Source organism: Noviherbaspirillum saxi (assembly GCF_003591035.1).
Taxonomy (GTDB): Bacteria; Pseudomonadota; Gammaproteobacteria; order Burkholderiales; family Burkholderiaceae_D; genus Noviherbaspirillum; species Noviherbaspirillum saxi.
Genome location: NZ_QYUO01000001.1, coordinates 1027421 through 1040317 on the forward strand (window position 1 = coordinate 1027421; position 12897 = coordinate 1040317).

Below are 12897 nucleotides of genomic sequence, written 5' to 3' on the forward strand. Positions count from 1 at the left end.
ATACGTTACCCTGCAGACATGACCACCGCGATTTATTCCCATCCTGATTGCAAGCGCCACGAAATGGGGGAGTGGCACCCCGAATCGCCCGCGCGCCTGCAGGCTATCGAAGACCAGCTCATCGCCAGCCGCATTGACTGCCTGCTGGATTACCGCGAAGCGCCCGTCGTCGATATTACCGATATCCGTCGTGTTCACAGCGAAGGCGCGGTTGCGCGGGTGCGCGAGCATGTGCAGGCGCTGGCCGCTTCGGGAGCCGATTATTACCCGCTCGATGCCGATACCATGGTCAACCGGCATAGCTGGAACGCTGCCTTGCGCGCTGCCGGTGCAGCAGTGGCGGCCACCGATGCGGTAATCGATGGCGAAATCGAGAATGCCTTTTGTGCAGTGCGTCCTCCGGGCCACCATGCGCGTCCGTCGGAAGCCATGGGTTTTTGCTTGTTTGGCAATGTCGCCATTGCCGCCAAGCATGCGATGGAAGTGCGCGGCCTGCAGCGGGTCGCGATTGTCGATTTCGACGTACACCACGGGAACGGGACTGAAGAAGCTTTTCTGACAGACCCGCGTGTACTGATGGTCAGTTTTTTTCAGCATCCTTTCTATCCTTATAGCGCGGTGCGCGATGATGTTCCCAACATGGTGAATTTGCCGGTGCCTGCCTATACCAAGGGCGATGAAGTCCGACGCCTGGTCCAGGAGCGGTGGCTGCCTGCCTTGCATGCTCACCGGCCGGAAATGATCTTCATTTCCGCGGGTTTCGACGCGCACCGCGAAGACGATCTCGGGCAGATGGGGCTGATCGAGGCCGACTATGCATGGATGACCCAACAAATCATGGAGGTCGCCCGTGAACATGCGAACGGACGCATCGTCAGCTGCCTCGAAGGCGGCTACAACTTGTCTGCGCTCGGCCGCAGCGTGGTCGCCCATGTAAAGGCGCTGGCTGCGATCGACTGATCCGTTCAGTGGGGAATACAGCCGCAGCGGTTAAAATAGCGGCTTACTTTCAGAACAGATTCCCGCATGTCCATACAATGGTTCCCCGGTCACATGAACGCCGCCCGCAAAAAGGCGGCCGAATCCATGGAAAAGACCGACCTCGTCATCGAGGTGCTGGACGCGCGCCTGCCCCAAGCCAGTTCCAATCCCATGATCGAACAGCTGCGCAAGGAAAGGCAGCGACCGTGTCTCAAGATACTCAACAAGGCTGATTTGGCCGATCCGGAAGCCACCAAAGCATGGATCGCGTATTACAGCGCACAGAAAGACGTGTTCGCGGTGGCGCTCAGTTGCAAGAAGCCGGCCGATGTGGCGAAGGTGCCCGGTCTAGCGTTGAAGGTCGCGCCGCATCGCGGAACCGCATTGAAGCCGTTGCGCATGATGATCATGGGCATTCCCAACGTCGGCAAATCGACGCTGATGAATGCCTTGCTGAAGAAGCGCGTTGCCGCCGTGGGGGACGAGCCTGCGGTGACCAAGACCCAGCAGCGCCTCTACCTCGGCAACAACATGGTGCTGATCGATACGCCAGGCATGTTGTGGCCCAAGATCGCGCATCCCACCGATGGCCTGATGCTGGCCGCCAGCCACGCGGTCGGCACCAATGCGGTGATCGAGGAAGAAGTCGCGACCTTTCTCGCCGATCAGCTGCTCGTATATTATCCGCGACTGGTATCGGCCCGTTATGGCTTTGCGACGGAAGGCATCGATGGCGTCAGCGTGATCGAAGGCATTGCCAAGCGCCGCGCGTTTCGTCTCAAGGGCGGGGATCCCGATTTCGAGAAGGCCGCGCATACCTTGCTGCAGGATTACCGCAGCGGCGCATTGGGGCGCATCAGCCTGGAAACCCCGGACAGCCGCGCGCACCTGCTGGCGACCTACAACCCGCCGCCGATGCTTGGCGAACGACAGCAACCCGATGTAGAGGACGACGATGAACGGTGATGCGCCTTATGTGCTGCAAGCGACGAATGCCGGTGTTCTGACACTGACGCTGAACCGCGGCGATAAATTCAATCCACTGTCGGAAGAAATGCTCGACGCCTTGCAGGCCGCGCTCGACGAAGCGAAGCGCGATGCCGAAGTGCGCGTCGTCGTTCTCGCTGCAGCGGGCAAGGCCTTCTGTGCCGGGCATGACTTGAAGCAGATGCGCGCGCAGCCATCCGAGGCGTATTACAAGCGCTTGTTCAATCAGTGCAGCAAGCTGATGCTGACCATTCAGCAGATGCCGCAGCCGGTGATCGCACGCGTGCAGGGCATCGCAACCGCAGCAGGCTGTCAGCTGGTAGCGATGTGCGATCTCGCGGTTGCCGCGAGCGATGCGCGCTTTGCAGTATCGGGTGTCAATTACGGCCTTTTCTGCGCCACGCCTTCGGTTGCCTTGTCGCGCAATGTCTCGCGCAAGCAGGCGATGGAAATGCTGCTGACCGGAGAATTCATCGATGCCCAGACCGCCCGCGAACGCGGACTGGTCAATCGCGTCGCGCCGGCCGAACAGCTCGATACGGAAATTGCTGCATTGTGCGCGAGCATACTTGCCAAGCCGGCGGTAGCGATTGCAATGGGCAAGCAACTGTTCTACAAGCAGATCGACATGGGGATCAGCGCCGCTTACCAGCTGGCCGGGCAAACCATGGCCTGCAATATGATGGATGAAGCGGCGCTGGAAGGCGTGCAAGCCTTCATTGAAAAACGTGAGCCGGGCTGGAAGAAATAGGCATTCAATACATACCCGGTTCACCCACCCACGAGAATAAGGCATGAAGGTATTTCTTGCATCGTCGGAACATATCGACTGGCATCATCCATCGATCAGGCTTAAGGCCGAGCAGCTTGCCGCCGATGCGCAGTCCGACCATGACATTGCCGAGCGCTGCTTCGAGTTTGTCCGTGATGGCATCAAGCACAGCTGGGATTACAGACTCAATCCGGTCACCTGTACCGCATCCGACGTGCTGATGCACGGAACCGGATATTGCTATGCCAAGAGCCATCTGCTGGCCGCTTTGTTGCGAGCAAATGGCATCCCGGCCGGACTGTGCTATCAACGCCTGACCATTGCCGACGACCGTCCTCCGTTCTGCCTGCATGGATTGAATGCGGTTTATCTGAAAGACTACGGCTGGTACCGTATCGATGCGCGGGGCAACAAGGCGGGCGTCAACGCCATGTTTTGTCCTCCCAAGGAACAACTGGCATTTCCGATACTGCACGAGGCGGAGCATGATTTGCCCGAAATCTGGCCCGAGCCGCTGCCGGTGGTCATACACGCATTGACTACCCATGCGACCGTGGAAGAGGTGATGACCAATCTTCCAGACGTCGAATTGTTCGCCCGCTGACCGTCATAGGGATTGTCGGATTATCGCGCAGGTATTTGTTGCCCGACACGTGTCGAACGCATAAGACAAAAGGCCCGCCAGACAATGTCTCGCGGGCCTTTCTTTAGCGTCTACAGGACTGCGAAAGGCATTGCTGCCCTTCGCCGGCCGGTAAAAATTACATCATGCCGTCCATGCCGCCCATACCGCCCATGCCACCCATACCGCCCATGCCTGCGCCGCCAGCCGGCTTGTCTTCAACCAGTTCGGACACGGTGCAGTCTGTGGTCAGCATCAGGCCTGCGATCGACGCTGCGTTTTGCAGTGCCGAACGAGTGACCTTGGCCGGATCCAGCACGCCCATTTCAACCATGTCGCCATAGGTGCCGTTGGCAGCGTTGTAACCGAAGTTACCCTTGCCTTCCAGAACCTTGTTGACAACGACCGAAGCTTCTTCACCGGCGTTGGACACGATCATGCGCAGCGGCTCTTCGATAGCGCGCAGAACGATCTTGATACCAGCTTCCTGATCGGCGTTGTCGCCTTTCACGGTGATGTTTGCACGAGCACGCAGCAGGGCAACGCCGCCGCCAGGAACGATGCCTTCTTCAACGGCGGCACGGGTTGCGTGCAATGCGTCTTCGACACGTGCCTTCTTCTCTTTCATTTCAACTTCGGTTGCAGCGCCAACCTTGATCACTGCAACGCCGCCTGCCAGCTTGGCAACGCGTTCTTGCAGCTTTTCACGGTCGTAGTCGGAAGTCGCTTCTTCGATCTGAACGCGGATCTGCTTGACGCGCGCTTCGATAGCGGGATGTTCACCGGCGCCGTCGATCAGCGTGGTGTTTTCCTTGCCGATTTCGATACGCTTGGCTTGGCCGAGATCGGTCAGCGTGGCTTTTTCCAGAGTCAGGCCGACTTCTTCAGCGATCACTTGTCCACCGGTCAGGATGGCGATGTCTTCCAACATGGCTTTGCGGCGGTCGCCGAAGCCAGGAGCCTTGACGGCGCAAGTCTTCAGGATGCCACGGATGTTGTTGACCACCAGAGTTGCCAGCGCTTCGCCTTCGATGTCTTCAGCGATGATCAGCAGCGGACGGCCAGCCTTGGCAACTTGCTCCAGTACCGGCAGCAGGTCACGGATGTTCGAGATTTTCTTGTCGAACAGCAGGATGAACGGGTTTTCCAGAACAGCGACTTGCTTTTCAGGATTGTTGATGAAGTACGGGGACAGGTAGCCGCGGTCGAACTGCATGCCTTCGACGATGTCGAGTTCGTCGTTCAGGGACTTGCCATCTTCAACGGTGATAACGCCTTCCTTGCCGACTTTTTCCATGGCTTCAGCGATACGGTCGCCGATGGATGCGTCGGAGTTGGCGGAAATGGCGCCAACCTGGGCGATTTCCTTGGAAGTGGTGCAGGGCTTGGCGATGTTCTTGAGCTGCTCGACGGTGGCAGTCACTGCCTTGTCGATGCCGCGCTTGAGGTCCATCGGGTTCATGCCGGCGGCGACATATTTCATGCCTTCGCGGACGATTGCCTGGGCCAGCACGGTAGCGGTAGTTGTACCGTCACCAGCGTTGTCAGATGTCTTGGAAGCGACTTCCTTGACCATCTGGGCGCCCATGTTCATGAGCTTGTCTTTCAGTTCGATCTCTTTCGCGACCGAAACGCCGTCCTTGGTGACGGTCGGGGCGCCGAAGGAGCGCTCCAGCACTACGTTACGGCCTTTCGGGCCGAGGGTGACTTTAACGGCGTTAGCAAGAATGTTGACGCCTTCAACCATCTTGGCACGGGCGGCATCGCCGAATACTACGTCTTTAGCTGCCATGTTCGATACTCCTTAATATGATTGTTTGGATATCTGTATTACTTCTGGACAACGGCCATGATGTCTTCTTCGCGCATCACCAGCAGTTCGTCGCCTTCGACTTTCACGGTTTGGCCGGAGTATTTGCCAAACAGGACTACGTCGCCGACTTTGACTTCCAGCGCGCGAACTTTGCCATCTTCGAGGATCTTGCCGTTGCCTACAGCGAGGATTTTGCCCTGATCCGGCTTCTCCGCAGCGGCTTCCGGGAGAACGATGCCGGACGCAGTCTTGGTTTCCTGGTCGAGGCGCTTGACGATGACGCGATCGTGCAATGGACGAAGGTTCATACAAACTCCTTAAAAATCAATAAGTTATAATTGTTTGCGGCTAGTGTGCTGCAAAGCGTATTTCACCGTGCAGCATGACCGCACTGGAAAAATTGGTAGGCTAGAGGAAATTGTTAGCACTCTCCCCTAACGAGTGCTAAGTATATGGGCGACAATTTGTTTTTTCAAGAGCGGCTGTTTTCATGTCATCTCAAACCGGCCGGGCGCTGGCGCAGAAATGCGAACAGGCAGGAATGAATTTTGGGAAAAAGATCGCATGGATGCGCGGCGGGCCCCATTTTAATGGCGGATAGGCGCCGGACTCGGAAGATCGTCGAATCTTTGATTTAAATAAATAACCGTTTCCTCAAAGGAAACTTTTATTCCAGCCTGTGGATGCGACCGATAAGTTATTAATCGCACATAAAACAAAAAGCCCTTTTGGAAGGGCCAAGGGCTTTTTCCCGATTCGCAAATCGCTTCGGTAGCTTTTTTCCAGACAATCAGGCCAGGCCGACCTTCACATCGATATTGCCACGGGTTGCGTTGGAATATGGGCAAACTTCGTGCGCCTTATTGACAAGCGCCTGGGCAGTGGCCTGTTCCAGGCCTGGCAAGGAAACGCTCAACTGTACTGCCAGGGCGAAACCGCCGCGATCGTTCGGGCCGATACCGACATGCGCAGTCACGGCGGCATCCGCCGGCAGCGAAGCCTTGGTTGCCATTGAGACAAACTTTAGCGCCGACAGGAAGCAGGCCGAATAACCTGCAGCAAACAGCTGCTCCGGGTTGGTGCCGTCGCCGCCCGCGCCGCCCAGTTCTTTCGGCGTGCTCAGTTTGGCTTCGAGTTTCTTGTCGCTGGTAACGGCGCGGCCATCGCGGCCGCCGGTTGCTGTTGCTTGCGCTGCGTACAGAATTTGCATGAGATTTTCCTTGGTGAGTTGGGTGCCTGACCGGTGGTTTCGCAGGCGATGGAGATAATATAGCACTCAATTAAATTGTGTGCAATTTAAATTCCGGCCGACTTGTTTGCCATATTCGACTCGTGTGTTCAGCCTTGGGTTTTTGCCAAGTCGTCGCGGATCGTCGATAACTGGCTGCGCAGCATTGCAAGCGCTTCCTGCGGCTGGCCGCTCGCGCACAGCACTTGATGCGGAATATTTTGCGCTTTCTTCTTCAGCGCGCGGCCTTCCTTCGTGAGTGTAATCCTTACTTGTCGTTCGTCGGTTTCGTCGCGCGTGCGGGCAATGAGTTCGGAGGCTTCCAGCCGTTTGAGCAGCGGCGTCAGGGTTCCGGAATCCAGGAAAAGCTTTTCGCCTATGGATTTGACCAGCACATCGTCTTCCTGCCACAACACCAGCATCACCAGGTATTGCGGATAGGTAAGCCCCAACTTGTCGAGAAAGGGTTTGTAGGTTTTGGTCATGGCCAGCGAAGCCGAGTACAGCGCAAAACAAAACTGATTATCCAGTGCAAGCGGGTCAATGGCTGACGGACGGGGAGGGGGGAGGGATTTGGACATGGTCTGCGGGCCCGGCGTGGGATAATCGATTGTGTGTAATCTAATATCCACCATCGTATGCGAATTTCAACCAGTCTCCAAGTTGCGTGTATGTTACTTGTACTCGCATTCCGCGCGCATGCCCAACAAATGCCGATTCCCGTTGCGGATGCCTTGCAACGCGCCGATATTCCCGCCAGTGCTGCCGGTATCTATGTGCAGGAAGTCGAAAATGGGGAGGTAATGGTGGCGTCGAACGACACTACGTCGCTCAATCCCGCGTCGACCATGAAACTGGTGACCAGCAATGCCGCGCTTGAAATCCTGGGCCCGACCTTTTCCTGGAAAACCCAGGCCTATGCGAGCGGCTCACTCCAAGGTGATGTCTTGAATGGAGATCTGATCATCAAAGGCAGCGGCGACCCGAAGCTGGTACTGGAAAACTTCTGGCTGTTCCTGCGCAGGATCAGGGCGCGGGGAATACGGGAAATCAAAGGACATGTCGTGCTCGACCGCAGTCTGTTCGAAAGCCTGCCGCATGACGCCGCGGCATTCGATGGCGACCCGGCCAAGCCTTATAACGTAGGACCGGATGCCTTGCTGTTGAATTACAAGGCGCTCGGTTTCCGCTTCACACCGGACCCGAGGACGCGCTCGGTGCAGGTGACCATCGACCCGCCGCTGGCGCCGTATTCCATCGCGGCGCCACGGCTCGGCAATGGAGATTGCGGAGACTGGCGCAATAGACTGCATGCCAGCATCGATGCTGCGGGAGCGCGGTTTCCCGGCACCCTGCCCGCATCGTGCGGCGAAAAAATCTGGTATGTACATCCGCACCAAATGACGCATACGCAGTACTTTGCGCTGATCTTCCGCAAGATGTGGGCCGACATGGGCGGCACGCTGCAAGGCGACGTGCGCAATGGCGCACTGCCTGCGGCGGCACAGCTTGTCGCCGAATGGGAATCGGCATCGCTGGCGGAAGTTATTCGCGATATCAACAAGTACAGCAACAACGTAATGGCGCGGCAACTGCTGCTGACGCTCGGGGCCGTCATAACACGACTGCCGGCGACGACTGAATACGGGGCCGCGGTGGTGCGGACCTGGCTAGGCAACAAGGGAATCGATGCGCCGGAACTCAGCATCGAAAACGGCTCCGGCCTGTCGCGTACGGAACGCGTATCGGCTCGCACACTCGGCCGCATGCTGGTGGAAGCATACCGCGGACCGACCATGCCGGAGTTCATGTCATCGCTGCCTCTCGTCGCTTACGACGGTACCATGCGCTCCCGTCTGGTGAACCAGAGCGTTGCCGGCAAGGCGCATATCAAGACCGGCTCGCTGAATGAAGTCCGCAGTGTTGCCGGCTATGTGCTCGCGGCGTCGGGCAAGCGCTATGCGGTGGCTTGCCTGATCAATCATCCGAATGCCGAGCGTGGACGCGAAGCGCAGGACGCGCTGCTGCAATGGGTCTACGAAAAAGGTTAGGTCCAGGCAAGACGACCGTTTGCATTCCCTGATTCTCCGATATAAAAACCTTGCTGCAGCGCGCCAGACAGATGGTATTCTTGCCAGCAAGACTGCGGCAACATAGCCCGGCAATACCATAAAAGCCAAATCAGGGATCATGCATGGCGGAGCTTACGATCGAGGGCGCGACCACGGCGCCGACGCTTGCCACGGAAGGCCGTGGGCAGCCGCCGCCTGCCGCTGGACAGCCTCGCCCTGCAAGGCCACAGCCCGATTTTGATCCCGCAGCGCCGCAGGCTTTCCAGTTTACCGGCACCGGTTCCGAATATTTCCGCATCTGGGTGGTCAACCTGCTGTTGACGATACTGACGGCCGGTATCTATTCTGCCTGGGCCAAGGTGCGCCGCCTGCAATACCTTTACCGCAATACGCGGGTAAACGGGACGGTGTTCGATTACCACGGCAATCCCATAGCCATTCTCAAGGGACGTATCGTTGCACTCGTTCTGGTAGCGGCCTACCACATTTCATTTGATATCTCGCCGGTGGTGGCGATTGCAGTCGGCGTCGTGCTGTGTGCGGTCATGCCCTGGCTGCTGGCGCGTGCATTTCGCTTCAAGATGGCCAATTCCAGTTACGGCGGGGTGCATTTCCACTTTCGCGGCACGGGGGGCGAAGCCTATCGCAAGCTGGTCATTTTTCCGGTGATGCTGGGCGCGATCGGCTTATTTGCCTGGAGTGTCGCTACTTCCTTTTCACGTAATCCCGGTATCGGCTTCATTGTTCTGGTCGCCCTGGTGCCCATGCTTGCGCTGGCTGCCACGGTGCCGCTCGCGCATTATTTTCTCAAGCGCTATCAGCACGAACATGCGGATTTTGGTACGACCGCCTTTTATTTTCACGGAAATGCCTCGGGCTTTTTCAAGACCTATGCAAAAGCGGTCGGTTTCCTGTTTCTTGGCTCGATCCCGGCCGGCATCTTCGCTTTCCTGACCGCGCGCGTTTACGCGCTGCTGGCCGATACCCTGTTCGGCTGGCTCTTTACACTGCTGTATGGCGTACTAAGCGCCTACGCGTTTTACCTGTTTGTACGCGCCTATCTGGAAAGCCGTATCCAGAACATGGTGTGGAACCATACCGAAATAGGGCAGCATCGATTCGAGAGCAAGGCAGGCGCACGCAAGCTGCTGTGGATACATGCGACAAATCTGCTCCTCATTACCTTTACACTCGGTCTGTACAAACCATTCGCCACGATCCGCCTGGTCCGGTACAGGGTGGAAAGTCTGAGTTTGGTTCCGGGCGGTCCTCTTGAAGACTTCATGGCCGACAGGATGGATGATAGGGTCGGCGCGGCCGGACAGGAAGCCGGTGATCTGTTTGATATCGATATTGCCCTATGATCGACGCTTATTTCTTCGACGGCAGCAGCACCCGCCGCCATGCGGTCCAATTGTTCATACACAAAGGCATCGTGGCAATGAGCGGCGAGGGCGTACGGCGTTCCGTGCGGCTGTCCAAGGTACAGGTTTCCGAACGGCTCGAACATGCGCCGCGCATACTGCGTTTGCCAGATGGCGGACACATCGAGAGCAGCGATCCTTCGCTTGAAAAGACGTTGCGACGCAACGGCTATCGCGAGCCGCGCGTGGTGCGCTGGCAGCGCAAGTGGCCGCTTTCGCTATGCGCGCTGGTATCGCTGCTGGCGCTGCTGATTGCCGGGTACCAGTGGGGCTTGCCCTGGGCTGCCGATACGCTGGTGCAGAATGTACCACCCGCGATGGAAAAACGTATCGGCGACGAACAATTGGCGCTGATCGATGCAGGCTGGATGGAAGCGTCGCGACTGGATCCGCAGGAACAGGCAAGGCTGCGCCAGCTGTTTGCCGGCCTCAAGCAGCCGCGCGGCGAACAGACGCCATACCGGCTTGAATTCCGCCACAGCACAATGGGACCGAACGCGTTCGCTCTGCCCAATGGCGTGATTGTGATGACTGACCAGCTGGTCAAGCTGGCCAAGGACGACAAGGCCGTGCTCGGCGTGCTGGGCCATGAGCTCGGTCACGTGCAGCGCCGCCATTCCTTGCGGCGCCTGTTTCAGGCTCTGGGTGTGGGCGTCGTGATCAACCTGGTGGTCGGCGATGTTTCCAGTGCGCTGGCAGCGGTACCGACTTTTTTGCTCGATCAAAAATATTCGCGCGACTTTGAGCGCGAAGCCGACCAGTATGCGATCGACATGATGCAGGCCAACGGCATTGCTCTGACCCCGATGGCGGAACTGTTTGAAAAAATGGCTGCGTCGCATGCCCATGACGATGATGCCGAGGACGATGAAGAACAAGAGGACGGACCGACAGCGCCCAACGGCAAGCAGGATGAGGAATCGCGTCTTGTCAAGTCTATTGAATACCTGAGCTCGCATCCCAGCGACGAAGAACGCATCGCGCGCCTGAAGGCGGCGGACGGACAGCGCGGCGTGCCGGGAGCAGGCGGCTGAGCGGATTGCGACTGTCTGCCGCTCTTACACTTTTACAGGACCATCGGTTGATCGGACAGCTGGTTTCTGGTGGAACCGTCATCCGGGTAATGTTGCTGAAGTAAGGCGTTCAAGCGCGTCAGTGCCGCCAGCGTACTGTTGTGATAATCACCGCGCGCAAATCCTTCGGTCATCGTACGGCAAATGGCTTGCCACTCGCTGGCGGGAACGATCTTGCCGACACCGCGATCGGCGACGATCTCGACCTGGTGATCGGCAAGGTTGACGTAGACCAGCACGCCGCAATTTTCTTCAGTATCCCAGACCCCGTATTGGGCGAACAGCGCGCGTGCACGTTCGCGCGGCGGCATCCCGGCCAGGACTTCCTGCAGACCTAACGCCGGCTCGACGATCAGCCTTACCTCGGCACGATGCCGACGTTCACCCTCGGTGATCGCTGCTTCGATCGCGTCGAGCGAATCCGGCGGAAATGCACGCCGTCCTGCGGCGGCAGTGGTGCAGAGATGTTTGAACAGACGATGAAAAGTACTCATTTACCAATTCCCCGATGCACCGCCGCCGTCGGCACCGCCACCGCCGCCGGAAAAACCGCCGCCAGAGCCGCCGCCGAATCCGCCGCCACCAAAACCACCGCCGCCGAATCCGCCTCCCAGACCGCCGCCGAGAATCACGCCCGGCACCGATCGTCCCCAGCCATCCCGGGAGCGTGCATGACGGCGTGAAGAACCGAAGCGCGACATCAGCAGAAACATCAGCACGAAAAAGATGAACACGCCAAGGGAAATTCCGTCGGAAGCTTCTTCCACAGCCGCTTGCCTACGCTCGGGCGCGGGAATACTCTCTTTGTCGAGCAGGCTGGTGATCGCCGACACGCCGGCCGCAAGTCCGCCGTAAAAATCATTTTGACGGAAATGCGGCGCGATCACATCCTGCAGGATGCGTTTCGATTGCGCATCGGTGAGCGAGCCCTGTACGCCGCGTCCGGCTTCGATGCGCAAGCGCCGCAGAGATGGCGGATTGTCTTTCGCCACCAGCAGCAGCACGCCGTCATCGACGCCCTTGCGGCCTAGCTTCCATTCATCGGCCACGCGTATGCTGTACTGCTCGATCGCCTCGGGTTCAGTCTTGCTGACGAGCAGAATCGCGATCTGGCTGCCGGTGCGAGTTTCATATTCCTTGAGGACGTTTTCCAGCGTGGCGCGCTGGCTTTCCGACAGCATGCCGACCTGGTCGGTCACGCGCGCCTGTAGCGGCGGCACCGGCACGAATTCCTGCGCGCCGGCGGATGCGAAGGCAAGGGCAAGGATCACGCCAAGCAGAGCGCCGGACAGCAATCGCAATAGGGAGGTCGGCATGTGCTTGACGTTACTTGCCGAAATTGACGGCCGGCGCGTTCGAAATGGCCTTTTCATTCTCGACCGTGAATGACGGCTTGACGTCATAGTTGAACATCATTGCCGTCAGATTGGTCGGGAAACTGCGCGCCAGCACGTTGTATTCGCGTACGGACTGGATGTAGCGTTGACGTGCCACGGTGATCCGGTTTTCCGTTCCTTCCAGTTGCGACTGCAGGTCGCGGAAGCTGGTATCGGCTTTCAATTGGGGATAATTTTCCGATATGGCCATCAGGCGCGACAGCGCTCCGGACAGTTCTCCCTGCACCTGCTGGAACTTGTTGAATGCTTCCGGGTTGTTCAATACCTCGGGCGTGATCTGGAAACTGGTCGCGGCGGCGCGGGCGCGGGTCACGGCTTCGAGCGTCTCGCGCTCATGGGAGGCATAGCCCTTGACGGTATTGACCAGGTTGGGAATAAGATCCGCCCGTCGCTGATACTGGTTGACGACTTCGCCCCAGGCCGCCTTCACGCGCTCATCCTTATCCTGGAAATCGTTGTAGCCGCAGCCGCCGAGCAGGGCGACTAGCAGGGAGATTGCCAGCCATCGGGTCCACCTTGTCATGATGT

The 12897-nt window shown here is 58.2% G+C and carries 14 protein-coding genes; 7 read left to right on the top strand and 7 right to left on the bottom strand.

Annotated features, from left to right (window positions below; genetic code table 11):
• Positions 1-18: 18 nt before the first annotated feature.
• The 4 genes from D3871_RS04970 (at position 19) to D3871_RS04985 (ending at position 3344) form a co-directional block, all read left to right on the top strand.
• On the top strand, positions 19-960 hold the full coding sequence (locus D3871_RS04970; RefSeq protein ID WP_119767886.1) for a histone deacetylase family protein: 942 nt from the start codon (positions 19-21) through the stop codon (positions 958-960).
• Between the two features lie 66 nt (positions 961-1026).
• Complete coding sequence (ylqF, locus tag D3871_RS04975; RefSeq protein ID WP_119767887.1) at positions 1027-1947, top strand: ribosome biogenesis GTPase YlqF; 921 nt, start codon at positions 1027-1029, stop codon at positions 1945-1947.
• The gene (locus D3871_RS04980; protein WP_119767888.1) at positions 1937-2719 is read left to right on the top strand and encodes an enoyl-CoA hydratase; all 783 of its coding nucleotides are present in this window, start codon (positions 1937-1939) and stop codon (positions 2717-2719) included. The genes ylqF and D3871_RS04980 overlap by 11 nt, the downstream gene beginning before the upstream one ends.
• 43 nt (positions 2720-2762) lie before the next feature.
• Complete coding sequence (locus D3871_RS04985; protein WP_119767889.1) at positions 2763-3344, top strand: transglutaminase-like domain-containing protein; 582 nt, start codon at positions 2763-2765, stop codon at positions 3342-3344.
• A gap of 157 nt (positions 3345-3501) precedes the next feature.
• Here the strand turns inward: D3871_RS04985 and groL are convergent, their stop codons facing one another.
• From groL to D3871_RS05005, 4 genes are all read right to left on the bottom strand, one after another.
• Positions 3502-5154, bottom strand: a complete 1653-nt coding sequence (gene groL / locus D3871_RS04990; protein WP_119767890.1) for a chaperonin GroEL — start codon at positions 5152-5154, stop codon at positions 3502-3504.
• A 38-nt stretch (positions 5155-5192) separates the two neighbouring features.
• Positions 5193-5483, bottom strand: a complete 291-nt coding sequence (gene groES, locus D3871_RS04995) for a co-chaperone GroES (protein ID WP_057289664.1) — start codon at positions 5481-5483, stop codon at positions 5193-5195.
• A 482-nt stretch (positions 5484-5965) separates the two neighbouring features.
• A complete protein-coding gene (locus D3871_RS05000; RefSeq protein WP_119767891.1) occupies positions 5966-6385 on the bottom strand; it encodes an organic hydroperoxide resistance protein in 420 nt (139 codons plus the stop codon).
• Between the two features lie 128 nt (positions 6386-6513).
• Positions 6514-6984: a MarR family winged helix-turn-helix transcriptional regulator gene (locus tag D3871_RS05005; protein WP_119769900.1), complete on the bottom strand. Its 471-nt coding sequence runs from the start codon at positions 6982-6984 to the stop codon at positions 6514-6516.
• A 129-nt stretch (positions 6985-7113) separates the two neighbouring features.
• Here D3871_RS05005 and dacB point away from each other — a divergent pair, with 129 nt between their 5' ends.
• The 3 genes from dacB (at position 7114) to D3871_RS05020 (ending at position 10933) form a co-directional block, all read left to right on the top strand.
• A complete protein-coding gene (dacB, locus tag D3871_RS05010) occupies positions 7114-8454 on the top strand; it encodes a D-alanyl-D-alanine carboxypeptidase/D-alanyl-D-alanine endopeptidase (protein ID WP_233575516.1) in 1341 nt (446 codons plus the stop codon).
• Positions 8455-8597: 143 nt separating this feature from the next.
• The gene (locus D3871_RS05015) at positions 8598-9839 is read left to right on the top strand and encodes a YjgN family protein (protein ID WP_119767893.1); all 1242 of its coding nucleotides are present in this window, start codon (positions 8598-8600) and stop codon (positions 9837-9839) included.
• Positions 9836-10933 (top strand): M48 family metallopeptidase, encoded by a 1098-nt coding sequence (locus D3871_RS05020; protein ID WP_119767894.1) that lies wholly within the window; start codon positions 9836-9838, stop codon positions 10931-10933. Before D3871_RS05015 ends, D3871_RS05020 begins: the two co-directional genes overlap by 4 nt.
• A gap of 32 nt (positions 10934-10965) precedes the next feature.
• Here the strand turns inward: D3871_RS05020 and D3871_RS05025 are convergent, their stop codons facing one another.
• From D3871_RS05025 to D3871_RS05035, 3 genes are read right to left on the bottom strand one after another with little or no spacing between them, the layout of a single operon-like run.
• Positions 10966-11466, bottom strand: coding sequence for a TPM domain-containing protein (locus D3871_RS05025; protein ID WP_119767895.1), 501 nt, complete (start codon positions 11464-11466; stop codon positions 10966-10968).
• Positions 11467-12288 carry a TPM domain-containing protein gene (locus D3871_RS05030; RefSeq protein ID WP_119767896.1) on the bottom strand — a complete coding sequence of 274 codons (822 nt, stop codon included), beginning with the start codon at positions 12286-12288 and terminating at the stop codon, positions 11467-11469. It lies immediately after the preceding gene.
• Between the two features lie 10 nt (positions 12289-12298).
• Positions 12299-12892, bottom strand: a complete 594-nt coding sequence (locus D3871_RS05035) for a LemA family protein (RefSeq protein WP_119767897.1) — start codon at positions 12890-12892, stop codon at positions 12299-12301.
• Positions 12893-12897 lie beyond the last annotated feature (5 nt).

Bases quoted from the DNA above. Each gene is read 5' to 3' on its own strand.
- D3871_RS04970 (WP_119767886.1), top strand. From the start codon at position 19: ATGACCACCGCGATTTATTCCCATCCTGATTGCAAGCGCCACGAAATG.
- ylqF (WP_119767887.1), top strand. From the start codon at position 1,027: ATGTCCATACAATGGTTCCCCGGTCACATGAACGCCGCCCGCAAAAAG.
- D3871_RS04980 (WP_119767888.1), top strand. From the start codon at position 1,937: ATGAACGGTGATGCGCCTTATGTGCTGCAAGCGACGAATGCCGGTGTT.
- D3871_RS04985 (WP_119767889.1), top strand. From the start codon at position 2,763: ATGAAGGTATTTCTTGCATCGTCGGAACATATCGACTGGCATCATCCA.
- groL (WP_119767890.1), bottom strand. From the start codon at position 5,154: ATGGCAGCTAAAGACGTAGTATTCGGCGATGCCGCCCGTGCCAAGATG.
- groES (WP_057289664.1), bottom strand. From the start codon at position 5,483: ATGAACCTTCGTCCATTGCACGATCGCGTCATCGTCAAGCGCCTCGAC.
- D3871_RS05000 (WP_119767891.1), bottom strand. From the start codon at position 6,385: ATGCAAATTCTGTACGCAGCGCAAGCAACAGCAACCGGCGGCCGCGAT.
- D3871_RS05005 (WP_119769900.1), bottom strand. From the start codon at position 6,984: ATGTCCAAATCCCTCCCCCCTCCCCGTCCGTCAGCCATTGACCCGCTT.
- dacB (WP_233575516.1), top strand. From the start codon at position 7,114: ATGCCGATTCCCGTTGCGGATGCCTTGCAACGCGCCGATATTCCCGCC.
- D3871_RS05015 (WP_119767893.1), top strand. From the start codon at position 8,598: ATGGCGGAGCTTACGATCGAGGGCGCGACCACGGCGCCGACGCTTGCC.
- D3871_RS05020 (WP_119767894.1), top strand. From the start codon at position 9,836: ATGATCGACGCTTATTTCTTCGACGGCAGCAGCACCCGCCGCCATGCG.
- D3871_RS05025 (WP_119767895.1), bottom strand. From the start codon at position 11,466: ATGAGTACTTTTCATCGTCTGTTCAAACATCTCTGCACCACTGCCGCC.
- D3871_RS05030 (WP_119767896.1), bottom strand. From the start codon at position 12,288: ATGCCGACCTCCCTATTGCGATTGCTGTCCGGCGCTCTGCTTGGCGTG.
- D3871_RS05035 (WP_119767897.1), bottom strand. From the start codon at position 12,892: ATGACAAGGTGGACCCGATGGCTGGCAATCTCCCTGCTAGTCGCCCTG.